The 14,501-nt window shown below is 74.5% G+C and carries 11 protein-coding genes; 2 read left to right on the forward strand and 9 right to left on the reverse strand.

Translation table 11 applies throughout. The features are described 5' to 3' along the window. Positions 1 to 93 precede the first annotated feature (93 nt). The 6 genes from ABZ951_RS11625 to ABZ951_RS11650 form a co-directional block, all read right to left on the reverse strand. The gene (locus tag ABZ951_RS11625) at positions 94 to 1,062 is read right to left on the reverse strand and encodes a cation diffusion facilitator family transporter (protein ID WP_344097325.1); all 969 of its coding nucleotides are present in this window, start codon (positions 1,060 to 1,062) and stop codon (positions 94 to 96) included. A gap of 88 nt (positions 1,063 to 1,150) precedes the next feature. Beyond that, the gene (gene manA / locus ABZ951_RS11630; protein WP_344097323.1) at positions 1,151 to 2,353 is read right to left on the reverse strand and encodes a mannose-6-phosphate isomerase, class I; all 1,203 of its coding nucleotides are present in this window, start codon (positions 2,351 to 2,353) and stop codon (positions 1,151 to 1,153) included. A gap of 126 nt (positions 2,354 to 2,479) precedes the next feature. Further along, positions 2,480 to 3,637, reverse strand: a complete 1,158-nt coding sequence (locus tag ABZ951_RS11635; RefSeq protein WP_361279717.1) for an SIS domain-containing protein — start codon at positions 3,635 to 3,637, stop codon at positions 2,480 to 2,482. A gap of 83 nt (positions 3,638 to 3,720) precedes the next feature. Further along, the gene (locus ABZ951_RS11640; RefSeq protein ID WP_344097319.1) at positions 3,721 to 3,906 is read right to left on the reverse strand and encodes a Trm112 family protein; all 186 of its coding nucleotides are present in this window, start codon (positions 3,904 to 3,906) and stop codon (positions 3,721 to 3,723) included. 703 nt (positions 3,907 to 4,609) lie between these two features. Beyond that, positions 4,610 to 5,968, reverse strand: a complete 1,359-nt coding sequence (locus ABZ951_RS11645; RefSeq protein WP_344097317.1) for a phosphomannomutase/phosphoglucomutase — start codon at positions 5,966 to 5,968, stop codon at positions 4,610 to 4,612. 129 nt (positions 5,969 to 6,097) lie between these two features. Next, the gene (locus ABZ951_RS11650; protein WP_344097315.1) at positions 6,098 to 6,541 is read right to left on the reverse strand and encodes a DUF3499 domain-containing protein; all 444 of its coding nucleotides are present in this window, start codon (positions 6,539 to 6,541) and stop codon (positions 6,098 to 6,100) included. Positions 6,542 to 6,812: 271 nt separating this feature from the next. Here ABZ951_RS11650 and ABZ951_RS11655 point away from each other — a divergent pair, with 271 nt between their 5' ends. Continuing rightward, positions 6,813 to 7,298, forward strand: a complete 486-nt coding sequence (locus tag ABZ951_RS11655) for a metallopeptidase family protein (protein WP_344097313.1) — start codon at positions 6,813 to 6,815, stop codon at positions 7,296 to 7,298. Positions 7,299 to 7,327: 29 nt separating this feature from the next. Here the strand turns inward: ABZ951_RS11655 and ABZ951_RS11660 are convergent, their stop codons facing one another. The 3 genes from ABZ951_RS11660 to ABZ951_RS11670 form a co-directional block, all read right to left on the reverse strand. After that, positions 7,328 to 8,896, reverse strand: coding sequence for a DUF5719 family protein (locus tag ABZ951_RS11660; protein ID WP_344097311.1), 1,569 nt, complete (start codon positions 8,894 to 8,896; stop codon positions 7,328 to 7,330). Then, positions 8,893 to 12,699, reverse strand: coding sequence for a glycosyltransferase (locus ABZ951_RS11665; protein ID WP_361279721.1), 3,807 nt, complete (start codon positions 12,697 to 12,699; stop codon positions 8,893 to 8,895). Before ABZ951_RS11665 ends, ABZ951_RS11660 begins: the two co-directional genes overlap by 4 nt. A 335-nt stretch (positions 12,700 to 13,034) precedes the next feature. Then, the gene (locus ABZ951_RS11670) at positions 13,035 to 13,298 is read right to left on the reverse strand and encodes a WhiB family transcriptional regulator (RefSeq protein WP_004952403.1); all 264 of its coding nucleotides are present in this window, start codon (positions 13,296 to 13,298) and stop codon (positions 13,035 to 13,037) included. Between the two features lie 663 nt (positions 13,299 to 13,961). Here ABZ951_RS11670 and ABZ951_RS11675 point away from each other — a divergent pair. Beyond that, positions 13,962 to 14,489 carry a cysteine dioxygenase family protein gene (locus ABZ951_RS11675; RefSeq protein WP_344093074.1) on the forward strand — a complete coding sequence of 176 codons (528 nt, stop codon included), beginning with the start codon at positions 13,962 to 13,964 and terminating at the stop codon, positions 14,487 to 14,489. Positions 14,490 to 14,501 lie beyond the last annotated feature (12 nt).

Raw genomic sequence — 14,501 nt, forward strand, 5'->3', positions numbered from 1 at the left:
GTGCAGAGCGCCTATCTGCTGGCCGAAGAGCACGACTTGGCGGGCTGCGCCTGTGCAGGGCTGCCCCGCACCGAAGAGATCCGGGAACTGGGCTCAGTGGTGCGCCGGGCCGCCCGGTGTGCTGGCGGGGTCGTCGCCCGCGGCGGCGGCCTCTTCGCTGTAGATGTCCGGTTCCAGGTAGACCACGCGGGCGATGGGGACCGCCGCGCGGATCCGGGACTCGGCGGCGTCGATCGCGCGGGCGACCTCGACGGCGGTGGCCTCGCGCGGCACCGCGATCTTGGCGGCGACCAGCAGTTCCTCGGGGCCGAGGTGCAGCGTGCGCATGTGGATGACGCGGGTCACGGACTCGCCGTCGACGGCGGCGGTGCGGATCCGGGCGACCTGCTCGGGGCCGGCGGCCTCGCCGAGCAGCAGCGACTTGGTCTCGGCGGCCAGGACCAGGGCGATCAGGACGAGCAGGGCGCCGATGCACAGCGTTCCGACGCCGTCCCAGAGGCCGTCCCCGGTGGCCATCGTCAGCAGCACGCCGCCGAGCGCGAGCACCAAGCCGACGAGGGCGCCGAGGTCTTCGAGGAGGACGACGGGCAGCTCGGGGGCCTTGGCCGTGCGGATGAAGGAGCCCCAGGACTGCTTGCCGCGCAGGGCGTTGGACTCCTTGATGGCCGTGCGGAAGGAGAAGCTCTCGGCGATGATCGCGAAGGCGAGCACGCCGACCGGCCAGTACCAGTTGTCCAGTTCGTGCGGGTGCTTGATCTTCTCGTAGCCCTCGTAGAGGGCGAAGACGCCACCGATGGTGAACAGGACGATGGAGACGAGGAACCCGTAGATGTAGCGCTCGCGGCCGTAGCCGAAGGGGTGTTCCTCGCTCGCCTTCTTCTGCGCCTTCTTGCCGCCGAGCAGGAGCAGCGCCTGGTTGCCGGAGTCGGCGACCGAGTGCACCCCTTCGGCGAGCATCGACGACGAGCCGCTGAACGCGAACGCGACGAATTTCGCCACGGCGATGGCCAGATTCGCGCCGAGCGCGGCGACGATGGCCTTGGTTCCGCCTGATGCACTCATATGTGCGTGTTGTCCCTTCCGCCCCTGGAGTTGCTTTGCATTTCCTTTACGGCGGGACATTGTTGCAGCCGTCGGGCCGGGCCGCGCGTCAGGTCGCAACCGTGGCGCGGAAGACCGTGGCGCCCTCCCCGGTGAGCTCCACCCGCTCGTCGGCGCGGACGAACGCGGACTCGCCCTGGTGGAGCGGGAGCTCGGTGCCGTCGGGGGCGTGCACGAGAGCGGTGCCCGCGGTGCACAGGAGGATCTGCGGAGCGCCCGCCTCCAGGGTGACCGGGGCTTCGGCGGGGGCGAGGGCGTACCGCGAGAGGCGGAACTCGTCGATGGGGGCCGGGTAGACCTCCTCGCCGCCGGCGTCGGCCTCCGGGCGCAGGACGGCCGGGGCGGTGCTCTCGAAGCGGACGACGCGCAGCAGTTCGGGGACGTCGATGTGCTTCGGCGTCAGGCCGCAGCGCAGGACGTTGTCGGAGGTGGCCATGATTTCGACGCCGAGGCCGTCGAGGTAGGCGTGGGGGACGCCGGCGCCCAGGTACAGGGCCTCGCCGGGGAGGAGGCGCACGTGGTTGAGCAGCATGGCGGCGATGACGCCGGGGTCGCCCGGGTAGTGGCGGGCGATGTCGGCGTAGGCGGCGTACGCGGCCCGGTGCGGCCCCTCCTCGGCGGCGAGGCGCTCCGCGGCGGCGGAGGCGGCGGCGACGGTCTCGGCCATCGCGCCGTGGTCGGCCGTCAGGACCGCGGTGAGGACCTCGCGCAGGGCGTCCGCTTCGGGCTGGGCGTGCAGGAGGTCGACGTAGGGCTTGAGGGAGTCCACGTCGAGTGCGGCGAGCAGGTCGGCGGTGGCGGCGGGGGCGCGGAAGCCGCAGAGGCCGTCGAAGGGGGTGAGGGCGCAGATCAGTTCGGGCTTGTGGTTGGGGTCCTTGTACGTGCGGTGCGGGGCGTCGGCGGGGACGCCGCGCCGCTCCTCGTCGGCGAAGCCCGCCTCCGCCTGGGCGCGGTCGGGGTGGACCTGGAGGGAGAGGGGGGAGGCGGCGGCGAGGAGCTTGAGCAGGAACGGCAGCCGGGGGCCGAAGCGGCGGACGGCCTCGGTGCCGAGCTCGCCCTCGGGGTCGGCGGCGATGGCCTCGGACAGGGGGCGCGGGCCGGAGCCGCGGTCCACGTGGGACGGGGCGCCGGGGTGGGCGCCCAGCCACAGTTCGGCCTGCGGCTCGCCGGTGGGGGCGGTGCCGAGCAGCTCGGGGATCGCGGTGGTGGAGCCCCAGGCGTAGGGGCGCACGGTGTTGGCGAGGCGGTCCATGGGCGCTGTGGTTCCTGACTGTTCGGACGGAGGGGTTCCGGTTCGCGGCCGGGACGGTGTTTCCGCTCTGTGCTGCTCTGTGCTGTGCTGCGTTTCTCGCGGTGCGGCGCTGTCGCGCCACCCGTTCTACGGGGTGGAGGCGAGCGCCAGGTAGACGGCGGCGAAATCCGTGATGGCGAGGAGCTCCGCGGCGGTTTCCAGGGGCGTGTCGCCCTCGGCGGGCTCCAGCTCGCTGATGGGCGTCTCGCGTTGCAGGGCGAGCTCGCGGGCGGCGGGGCCCGGTGAGGTGATACCCGGCTCCTGCTCGCGGAGGAGGACGATCCGGGCGTGCAGCGCCTCCGGTTCCTCGACGCGGTCGCGGAAGAACTCCTCGGGGTCGGCCCCGGCCGCGAAGGCACCGGAGAGCAGGGTGCCGTGGGCGGTGAGCGCCTCGGGGAGCTCGGCGGCGAGCGCGGGGCGCCCGGCGAGGGCGGGCAGGACCATCGCGAAGTGACGGCCGGCCGCGGCGGCGAGCTCGCCCTCGGTCCAGATGAGCGGGAGGGTGTCCGCCAGCTCGGCCGCCAGGGTCTTGGCGGGGTTGCTGTAGGTGGCGACGGCGGGCCCGCAGCGCTCGGCGACCTGGTCCAGGCGGTCGGCGAGGGCGTCAACCGCGGCGGCGTCCGCGCTGAGCAGGCCGATGCGGTCGGCGAGGGCCAGCAGCGGGGTGAGCAGCGACCAGAGGGTGCCGGGGCCGACGGGGAGCGCCGCGCGGGCTTCCGCCGGGGCCTCGCCCGGTGTCCGGGGCTCGCTCGGGGAGTCGGTCAGCGGGATCGCGAGGCCGCGGGCCTGGGTGGTGGCGTCGGCCAGGGGCGAGCCGGCCGGAGTGACACAGACGACGGAGCAGCCCCGGCGGTACGCCTGTTCGAGGAGGATGGCCAGGCCGGGTTCGGTGCCGTCCGGGGTGGCGACGAGGAGCAGGTCCAGGGGGCCCGTCCAGCCGGGGAGCGTCCACGTCAGGGCGCCGGGGGCGGGGGCCACGCCGGTCGGCCGGATCAGGCTGACCGGGGCGGTGCCGGTGGCCAGCGCCGCGAGGAGGTCCGCGACGCAGCCGGCGGCGGGGCCGGGGCCCGCGACGAGGACCGCCCGGGGGCGGCCGTCGGGCCGCAGGCCGTCGACGCCCGCCTCGGCGGTGTTGCGGGCGGCCGTGCGGACCCGTGCGCCGGACTCCGCGGCGCCCCGGAGCAGGCCGTGGACGTCGGCGCGGGACAGGGCGTCGGGGTCATCGAGGAGTGACTCGTCGAACACCGTGGATCAGCCTCCGATCGCCGTGGCGTAACGCCGTGCGGGGTGCCTGGCCGGGCCGGCGGTGACGGGCCAGGCGGGCGGGGTCAGGCGGGGCGCCGGGCCTCGTCCACGAGCAGGACGGGGATGTCGTCACGGACGGGGTAGGCCAGGCCGCAGCTCCGGCTCTCGCACACCAGCTCGGGAGTCTCCTCGGAGGCGTTCTCCTCACGGAGGGGCGCGTGGCACGCCGGGCAGGCGAGGATCTCCAGGAGACCGGCTTCGAGCGGCATGGGGGTTCCCTTTCGGCGTGTGTGATGCTGTCGGGCCAGCCTAGTCGCTCGCGCTGGGCGGTGGTGGGGATGTGGGGGTGCCGCTGCGCGGCGGGCGGCCTGCCGGCGCCTCGGTGGCACAGCCGCGGCGGGCGGGCCCGAACCCGGCCGGGAGACGAGAGGGCGCACACCCGTCAGAGCCCCGCCGCTCCGCCGCAGGCGGCACGCGGCACGCGTAGGGCGGAGATGTGGGGCCGCCTGCCGGCAGGCGACAGGGTGCCGGGCTCCGGGCCCGGCAGCCCGCGCGGAACAGCTGCGGCCGGTCCCCGGCCCTGCCGGGTAGCTCCGGGCGCCTCGGAGCCCCAGCCAGGGCAGGAAGACCCGCGCCCGTCGAAGCCTCACCGCCCCACCGCACGCAGCACTCGAAGGGGCAGGGATGTGCGGATGCCGCCGCACGGCAGGCGGCCTGCCGGCCGGAGGCCCGGCCCTGCCGGTGGCAGAAGGGCCCCACCCGTCAGAGCCCCACCGCCGCGGCACGCGTGCAGCGGGGATGCCGCCGCGCGGCGCGCGGCCTGCCCGCCGGCGGTGCGGTACCCGGGCCCCGGCCCGGGAGCTCGCGGAACAGCCGCGGCCGCGCGCCTCCGGCGCCCCGGCCGGCAGGCCCGGCCTGCCGGGGCAGGAGGGCACCCCCGCCCGTCAGACCCTCACCGCCCCGCCGCAGGCGTCACGCGCGGACGATCGCCAAAACCTCGTCGCGGACGCGCCGCACCGTCGCCTCGTCCCGCGCCTCGACGTTCAGGCGCAGGAGCGGTTCGGTGTTGGAGGCCCGGAGGTTGAACCACCAGTCCGGGGTGGTGACCGTCAGGCCGTCGAGGTCGTCCAGCTCGGCGTTCTCCAGGCCCTCGTAGGCGGCTCTGACGGCGGCGGCCCTGCCCGCCTGGTCGGCGACCGTGCTGTTGATCTCGCCGGAGGCCGCGTAGCGGTCGTACTGGGCGACCAGCTCCGAGAGCGGGCCGTCCTGGCCGCCGAGGGCCGCGAGGACGTGCATGGCCGCGAGCATGCCCGTGTCGGCGTTCCAGAAGTCGCGGAAGTAGTAGTGCGCGGAGTGCTCGCCGCCGAAGATCGCGCCGGTGGTGGCCATCTCCTGCTTGATGAAGGAGTGCCCCACGCGCGTGCGGACCGCTTCGCCGCCGTTCTCCTTGACGACCTCCGGCACCGACCAGGAGGTGATCAGGTTGTGGATGACGGTGCCGCCGGGGTGCTTGGCCAGCTCGCGGGCCGCGACCAGGGCGGTGATCGCGGACGGGGAGACCGGGTCGCCGTTGCCGTCGACGACGAAGCAGCGGTCCGCGTCGCCGTCGAAGGCCAGCCCGATGTCGGCGCCGACCTCGCGCACCCGCGCCTGCAGGTCGACGAGGTTCTTCGGGTCGAGGGGGTTGGCCTCGTGGTTGGGGAAGGTGCCGTCCAACTCGAAGTACAGCGCGTCGAGTTCGACGGGCAGGCCGTCGAGCACGGTGGGGACGGTGTGGCCGCCCATGCCGTTGCCCGCGTCGACCACGACCTTCAGCGGCCGGATGCCGGACAGGTCGACCAGGCTCCGCAGGTGCGCCGCGTAGCCGCCGAGGACGTCCCGCTGGGTGATCGTGCCCGCGCTCGCCGCCGGCTCGGGGGCCCCGGCCTCCAGCCAGCCCTCCACGAGGGCCCGGATGTCGGCGAGACCGCTGTCCTGGCCGACCGGTGCCGCGCCGGCCCGGCACATCTTGATGCCGTTGTACTGGGCGGGGTTGTGGGAGGCCGTGAACATGGCGCCGGGCAGCCCGAGGGCTCCGCTGGCGTAGTACAGCTCGTCGGTGGAACACAGCCCGATCTCCGTGACGTCCACGCCACGCGCCGCGGCGCCTTCCGCGAACGCGCGGGACAGGCCGGGCGACGACGGGCGCATGTCGTGCCCGACCACGATCGCGTCCGCGGCCGTCACCTGGGCGAAGGCCGCGCCGAACAGCCGGGCCATCGGCTCGTCCCACTGGTCCGGGACGACGCCACGCACGTCGTACGCCTTCACGATCTGCGACAGATCAGCCACGGCCAACCCCCTCCTGGAGTCCTGTACGGGAAGACAAACCTACCCGGCACCACCGACAACGCGGCCACGGGAGGAGTGACGGACGGGACCGCCGTTGACGGCGGACGGGGCCCACCAGGGCTCGGGGCGTCAGGAGTCGGGTGAGCGGAGCACCCTGAGGTGGCCTCGGCGGGCGACCTCCATCGGATCGGCCTCGCGGCCGTTGGGCCCGACGGCGCCGGGGGTGCCGCCGCCCTGGCCCGCGAGACGTTCCTGCGGCCGGGCCGCCTCGCGCACCGCGTTGGCGAGCGCTTCGAGGTCGTCGCCGCTGGGCCGGGCGGGGCCCGTGTCGACGGCGAGACGGACGACGTCCCACCCGCGCGGCGCGGTCAGCCGCTCGGAGTGCGGGGCGCACAGGTCATAGCAATGGGGTTCGGCGTAGGTGGCGAGCGGGCCGAGAACGGCGGTCGAATCGGCGTAGACGTACGTCAGCGTCGCGACGGCCGGGCGGCCGCACGCGGTGCGCGAACAGCGACGTACAGGGCTCACGAGGTTGGACGGTACCGCACTCTTGAGCGGTCCGCGACGACTCACCCCCGGCTCACCCCTCCGTGTCGTCCCGGTTCAGCCCGCGAAACGGCCTCCGTACCGCCTCGTTGACCTGCGCGGAGGCGTCGGAAGAAGGTACGGACGGGGAGCAAATCTGTCACCAACCTGCCCGCACCATGTCATTCACCCTGGGTCATCCCGTCCTGGACATGGCCGTAATCGATCGCATAGGCGGCAGGAACGTTCATCGAGCGACATGCGGTGGTTGTGCGATCACTAGGTGCGCACGGCCGGCCGGCGGATACCCTCGGGAGTGATGGACAGCCCCGTACCTCCTCGTCACACCGGCCCGCGACCACGCCACCGGGACCGCCACGGGCGCGGCATGCGCGGACCGATCGCCCCGCCCCAAGTACCGCTGTCGGTCAGCCGCGGCGAGGCGTTCATCGATCTGGTGCACGACTCGGCGGAGCGGCTGGAGCGGCGCTGGCCGCAGCTGTCCGCGGTCGACTTCGTCGTCCGCGAGGTGCCGGTCACCAGCCGCGACGCGCCGAGCCCGGTGGGCGATCCGGAGGGCCTGGACTCCTTCGACTTCGACGGCGACTCCGTGCCGCTGGGCCGGTACGTGGCCGCGCACGGCGACGCCCCCGACCGGATCGTGATCTACCGCCGGCCGGTGGAGATCCGCACGAAGAGCCGCGACGAGCGGGCCCTGCTCGTCCACGAGGTCGTGGTCGAACAGGTCGCCGAACTTCTCGGGCTCGCACCGGAGTCGGTCGACCCCCGCTACGGGCAGGACTGAGCACGGCCGGCAGGGCCTGCCGGCCGGCGTCAGCGGTTCAGCATGGACAGGTCCTGTTCGGCCTCCGGGACGGCCACGGTGGAACGGTCGTCCGGAAGCGGCTGGATCGTGAACATGGGAACGCCGTCCTTGGGCAGGGCGAGCATCCGGGACGCGTGCACCGGGCCCCCCGAGACCTTCTCCACGGTCACCGCGTACGTCCCCTTGAGCCCCGCCGGCTGCGGCGGCTCGACCGTCGTGGTGGTGCCCGCCTTGACCGTGTACGTCTTGCTGACGGGAGTGCCGCCCTCGCTGCCCGCCGAGGAGGTGACCTTCACCCGGGCCGCCTCCTTGCCGGGGGCGACCAGGGCGAGGGTGCTGCCCTTGGGGCGGTTGTCGGCGGCGGTGCCCCGCCCTTCGACGCGCGGCGTCCCGGGGATGAACGCCGTCTCCTGCTTGTCGTCCTTGCCCCGTGTGATCCGCAGCCCGGCGACGACCGGCGCGCTCTTGCCGTCGGCGGTCAGCAGGAGCGAGCCGGCCTCGCCCTTGGCGACGTCACCCAGGTCGGCGGACGCCGTCATGCCGCTCTTGACGTGAAGGGTCTCGTGGCCGGCCGGGGTGATCGAACCCGTCGGGCCGGCGAAGCGCAGCTTGAGGTCGGCGTCGTCCGCCCCGGGTGCGAAGGCGACGAGCCGCACGGAGGTCGCGTCGGCCGGGATGCCCGGGAGGACCACGTCGTGGGACGGCTCGGCGGACGGCGGCAGCCAGTCGCCGCCCAGCTTCTCGTCGGCCGCCTGAAGGCCGGCGCCCACCCGGCCCGAGCGGGCCGCCACATGGAGCGTCACATCGTCCGCGGGGGCGTCCGTGAGGGTCGACAGGAGCACCGGCACGGTGGAGCGCGGCGGGAGATTGACGCCCTCTCCGGCGGCGGCCTTGATGCGGCCGTCCTTGCCGTAGAGCTCCAGATCGACGACCGCGGCCGCGGTGTCGGGGTTGGTCAGGTGGATGTAGTCCTGACGGCTCTTGGCGGTGCTCGCGCCCGGGAACCAGAAGGACGCGCCGGGGGCCGCACAGGTCAGCCCGTGCAGTCCGCGGCCGCTGCCCGCGCTGACGACGGTGCTCTGCTGCACGGTCCAGCCGGGGGCGAGCGCGCCGTCCGCGGTGCCGATGAGGGCGGGGGCGTCGGAGCGGCCGGTGGTGGCCGTGACCGGCTTGCCGGGCTCCTTGGCGGAGAGCACCGGGGTGCCGGGCGCGACCGCGCCCTTGCCGTCCGGCTTCTTCTCCGTGCCGCTCTTGTCGCCCTTGGCGCCCTGTTCGCCCTTGGCGTCGTTCTTCGCGGCGCCCGGCGTCTGTCCGGCGGCCGCCAGGAGGTCCGCGGCGGCCTTCCGGCCCGCCGGGGCGCCGGTGCCGCCCGCTGGGGTGAACGCCGTGTAGGCCGTCTCCCCCACGTCCGAGGAGGTGGGCGCCGGGCAGAGGGCCATGGAGCGCTGCACGGGCAGCCGGGCGGGTGCCTTCGCGGCCGTTCCAGCGGTGCCCTCGGGCGCCTGGAGGGTGGCGAGCCCGGCGATCGCGGCGAGGGCCGCGACGGCACCGGACAGGGACAGGGTGGTGCGCTTCACTGCTGCTCGCTCCCGTCGCGGTGGGGCCGGTGCGGGCCGCCGTCGCCGTACGTCGTGTCATAGGGCCGCTGCGGGTCGTCCGTGCCCTGCCGGCCGTAGCTGTACGGGTCGTAGGCGCCCCCGTCCTGCGGGTAGGCCGCCTGGTACGGAGCCTGCTGCTGATAGCCGCCGTTCCCGTACGGGTCCTGCTGCGGGTAGGAGCCGTCGTAGGTCCCGGCGTAGGGGTCCGCCTCGTAGGGCTGCTGTCCGTAGGGCGGGTAGCCCTGCTGGTCGCTCCCCCAGCCGTCGCCCTGCGGCGTGCTCTGCCCGTACTGCTGCTGGTGCGGCACCGCGGCGTACGGGTCGGCCGTCTGCGGGCCGTACGGGTCCTCCAGGGGCTCCGCGGCCGGCGTCTCGGGTGCCGCCGGCCCGGCCGGCTGCCCGGCCGGCTGCGCGGCTTCGGCGGCGGCCCGCAGCCTGCGGGCCCGGCGGCCCTCTCCCGCGGCGGGCTGCGCCGGTACGGACGGTGCCGCGGGAGCGGCCGCGGCGGCGGAGGGCGGGCTGCCCGGCTCCGGCAGGTCGTCGTCGACCTCGCGCCGGCGGCCCGGCAGGGCGAGCACCACCAGGACGGCCGCGAGCAGCCCCTGGGTCCACATCCACGCCGTGTGCGGCAGGGGTGTGGCGTACGTCAGGACGAGCTTTCCGCCGCTCGCCGGGAGGGTGAAGCCCTGGGCCCAGCCGTCGACCGTGGTGCCCTTGAGCGGCTTGCCGTTCACGGTGGCCTGCCAGCCGGGCGCGGCCTTGTCGGCGATCCGCAGCACGCGGCCCTCGGGGCCGCCGGGGATCGTGGCGCGGGCCCCGACGGGCCCGGCCGCGACGGCGGCCGGCGCGGCGTTCCGCGCGCCGCCCGTGACGGTGATGCGGGCGACCTCCCGGTCGACCCGCCACAGCGAGCTGCGGTCCTGCCGGCTCAGCCGGGTGAGGCCCGGCGTGGTGTCCAGGACGCGGGCCATGTCCTTCGGCGCGCTGTCGCGGACGAGCACGTAGCCGACGGCGTAGCCGCCGAGGAGGCCCGCCTGGTCGGCGCCGGAGCCCGCGACGAGCCCGGCGACGACGGAGTCGAGCTTGGTGTCGCGGCCCGCGGCGGCGGCCTGTTCGGCGTCGCCGAGCCGCGCGCCCGAGCCGCGGACGAGGGTGTAGGTGACGCGGCCGGTGTCCCCGTCGAGGACGAGAGTGCGGGCCCGGTCGCGGGTGGCGGCCTCCTCCGCGACGAACGCGGGGACCTGGTCCGGGGAGCGGCGCGCGAGCGGCCCGTCCGCGCCGTCGGCCGCCCAGGCGGCGACGGCGGCCAGCGGGGCCACGGCCGCCGCCACGGCGATGAGGGCGGCGACGGGCTGCCGCCAGCCGAAGCTGAGCGCCGCGACGCGCTCCCGCGCGCCCTCGGCGCCCACGGCGGCGGCGGCGATGAGGGCCAGGCCGTAGACGAGGGTGGCGGGCCCGGCCCAGCCCGAGGTGTTGGCGAACACCGCGCACAGCAGGGCGCCCAGGGCCACCGTCCAGGCCGCGCGGACCGCGAGCTGCCGGTCGGCGCGCAGCAGGGCGGCCAGCGCGGCCAGGACGACGCCGGTGAACAGCAGCCCGCCGAAGGTCTTGGGGCCGCCGGGGTCGCCCGCCAGCAGGTGCAGCGCGGAGGTCCCGCCGTGCCCGTAGTCGATCCCGGCCTCTTGGAGGAAGCGGGAGGGGTGCGCGAACAGCCCGAGCGACCAGGGGGCGAGGACCGCGACGGGGGTGAGGACGACCGCGAGGAACCGCGGCCCGTGGACGGCCGCCTGTCCGCCGCCGCCCCGCGCGCAGTGCAGGGCCAGCACCCCGAGGCCCAGGACGGCGGCGAGCGGCCACACGACGGGGGTGAAGGCGGTGATGACGGTGAGCAGGAGGGCGTAGGCCCAGGAGGCGCGCCAGGAGGGCCGTGCGCCGGGGGCGCGGAGTCCCGCCGCCGCGACGGCCGCGCGGGCGGTCAGCGGCAGCAGGACCGCCAGGACGGCGGTGCCCAGCCTGCCGGTGGCGAGGGCGCCGGTCGCGGCGGGCAGGAAGGCGTAGGCGACGCTCGCCCAGGCGCGCAGCAGGCGGGAGGAGACCAGCGGCCGGGAGGCGAAGTAGGCGGTGAGTCCGGCCAGGGGCACCGAGCAGACCAGCAGCAGGGTGAGGGTGAAGCCCGTGGAGCCGAGGAAGAGCGTCGACAGGGCGGCGAGGACCGCCAGGTACGGCGGTGCGCTGCCGGTGTTGCCGACGCCGACCGGGTGCCAGCCGTCGGTGTAGCGGGCCCAGAGGTCGGAGGCCCCCTCGGGGGCGGGCAGCAGGGCGCCGCCGGAGAGGGAACCGCCGCCGAACAGGGAGCGGCAGGCGACGACCGAGACGAGCAGCAGGAGGGCGAACAGGACGGGGGCAGGTTTTCGAGCGATGCGCTTGAGTCGCGCAAACTGTTCGATTTCCAGGAAGTCCGCGTCGTCGCCGCCGGGTCCGGACTCGACGGCACCGTGGCGTCCGGCGGAGGAGAGTTCGGCGTCGGAGCGGCCGCCGAGGCTGCTCGCCAGTTGCTCGACGGTGGCCCGGAGCGTGGCGCCGGGCGGTGGGAACAGCGGCCGCAGTTCGCTCGCGGCGACGGCGGGTGCGCCGCGTCTCTTGCGGGCGGCCCGCAGCCGGCCGGGGCGCAGCAGGGTGCCGAAGAGGCCGGTGATTTCGTCCAGGGCCTGTGCGGGCGCCTTGCCGAGGAGGTAGCCGGCGGTGCGCAGGAGGGTGCCGACGACGAGCCGGAGCATGACGTACGGCAGGAGCGCGCCGCGGGTGTTGGCGAGGAGGGTGTAGACGGCGCCGGCCTTGTCGACGCGGTGCGGGTTGACGGAGGAGCGGCCCGCGCAGTCGACGGGGCGGCGTTCGCGGGCGGCGGCCTCGGCGTGGCGCAGTACGGCGTCGGGGGCGACGAGGACGCGGTGGCCGGCGGCGTGGGCGCGCCAGCACAGGTCGACGTCGTCGCGCATGAGGGGCAGCCGGGGGTCGAAGCCGCCGAGCTGTTCGTAGACGTCGCGGCGCACCAGCATGCCGGCGGTGGACACGGACAGCACGGAGCGGATCTGGTCGTGCTGGCCCTGGTCCTGTTCGCGGCGTTCCAGGCCGGTCCAGCGGCGGCCGCTGCGGGCGATGGACACACCGGTTTCCAGCAGTTGCCTGCGGTCGTACCAGCTGCGCAGCTTGGGGCCGATGACGGCGGCGTCGGGCTCGGCGTCGGCGACGCGCAGGAGTTCGTGCAGGGCGCCGGGCTCGGGGGCGCAGTCGTCGTGGAGCAGCCACAGCCACTGGACGGGGTCGAGCTGCCCGTGGCCCCTGCTGGACTGCCCGGGCTGCCCGGGCTGGTCCTGCTGGTCGTAAGGGTCCTCGCTCCAGGTGCGGCTGACGGGGTCCCAGCCGCTGGAGCGCTGGAGGTACGGCAGGGTCTCGGGGTCCGGGGCGGGGGCGGCGCGGACGGCCTCGTCGACGGCGGCGCCGAAGCCGGCGCGGCGGGCGAGGTGGAGGACCCGGTCGTCGCCGAGGGCCTCGGCGAGGAGCCGGGCGGAGTCGTCGGTGCTGCTGGTGTCGGCGCCCACGGCGTTCTGCACGGGCCGTTCCTGGCCGAGGAGGCCGGCGAGGGCCTCGGGCAGCCAGCGCGCGCCGTCGTGGGTGACGAGCACGGCGGTGACGACGTGGCGGGGGAAGGCCGGGGGGACGGCGGGGTCGAACGTCGCAGAGGTGGCCGGGTAGTGGGCCGCCGTATTGCTGTGCACGGACATCGAGGTACGGGCCCTCCGGCCGGGGTCCGGGGCGGCACCCCGGAAGACTGCTGGACTGCGTCGGACGGTGCGCGCCCTTCGGGGGCGGGCGGTGCGTCGCGGACGGGCCCCCACACTAGTGGCTGTGCACACAGCGGTCCGCCTCCTGTGGGCGGTACCCCGGAGACGGACCGGTCGTCATGGGTGAAGTCATTTCAGGGACGTGGGCCGGTGGCGCCCTTCGGTTCCCTCGGGTCTTCAGTTACCCGGGCCGGTCTTCCATAAGACCGTTCATCAGATCCCCAGGATCTGTGTGACCTATCTGATCTGTCTGATTCGTCAGACCAATCGACCTATCAGACCGCGGCCTTTTTGAGGCGGCGGCGCTCACGCTCGGACAAACCTCCCCAGATGCCGAAGCGTTCGTCATTGGCAAGGGCATATTCAAGGCACTCCGAGCGGACCTCGCAGGCGAGGCAGACCTTCTTCGCCTCACGCGTGGACCCGCCCTTTTCGGGGAAGAAGGACTCGGGATCGGTCTGGGCGCACAGCGCGCGCTCCTGCCAGCCGAGCTCCTCGTCCGCCTCCTCGACCAGCAGTTGCTGAAACAGCTCGGTCATGTGCGCCCCTCGTCTGTCAATTGCGTCCCCGTGATGCCTTCATCAAAGCGGCAGAACGACACGGGTGAAATTACAAGTGTGCCGATCCGGGCCAGTCAAGCCGAGGTCTGCTATTGGGCCCCTTATTCACTCTGCGGAACCAAAGCTAAGCAGAAAGTGCCCAAAACATTACAAGTCTGGACACATCCATACGCCCGCCACGCCAGTCCCGCTCCTCTCCGTAAGGAGGAGGACGCCGCACGCGCCCGTCCCGTTGCACCGTCCGGCCGAACGATGTTTACGGTCCCGGCTGGAGCGCCACCTGTCCGCGACCCCCTACAGACAAACCTTTCAGCACCCACAGTAACCGGATGAGGTGAAAGATTACCCCCAAATCGGACACGAGGTTGACAGAGCGCGGTCGCGCCCGCCACCTTGGTCACATGCCAGCAACCGCCGCCCTCAGCCTGACCCGCTCCTACGGGTCCCGCTGCGCCGTGCAGGCACGCTGTCGCTGTTCCAGCTGTTGATGCCCCCGCGCTCCAGCTGAATTTCTCCGCTCCAGAACGCTCCGCCCCGCTTTGCCCGCAGAGCCCGCGCTTTTCGCGCGCGTCGACGCGCATTCCGTGTCACCGCTCTGTCCGCCACTGCGCCCCCAGCACTCCTGCCGAGGAAACCCCGCACATGAACAGCGATGTCCAGATCGCCGGCGACCCGCTCGCCGTCCCGCACCTGATGCCGCCGGTGCCCGCCCACCCCGCCACCGTCGCCGAGTTCGCCGGCCTGGCCCGCGCCGTCGCCGCCGACCGCTCGTCCTGGGCGCACCTCGTCCGCTACGACGCCGCCAGCCGCTGGTACCACCGGCTGCGCACCGGCCCGGGCTACGAGGTGTGGCTGCTCAGCTGGGTGCCCGGCCAGGGCAGCGGGCCGCACGACCACGGCCCGTCCTCCGGCGTGCTGACCGTCCTGGCGGGTGAACTGACCGAGATCGCCGGCAGCACCGGCTCGCCGGGCGGCGCGCGGCGCACGCTCCGCGCCGGTGCCCAGCGCGTCTTCGCGCCCGGCTACGCCCACGAGGTCGTCAACGACTCCCTGGCCCCGGCCGTCAGCCTGCACATCTACTCCCCCGGCCTGACCGAGATGCCGATGCACCGGCCGCGGCAGGTCTCCGCCGCCCTGCCGCCCGCCACCCGGAGTGTCGTACCCGGCTGAGAGACTGCGCCC

It is taken from the genome of Streptomyces sp. NPDC046215, from assembly GCF_040646215.1.
GTDB classification, from domain to species: domain Bacteria; phylum Actinomycetota; class Actinomycetes; order Streptomycetales; family Streptomycetaceae; genus Streptomyces; species Streptomyces stramineus.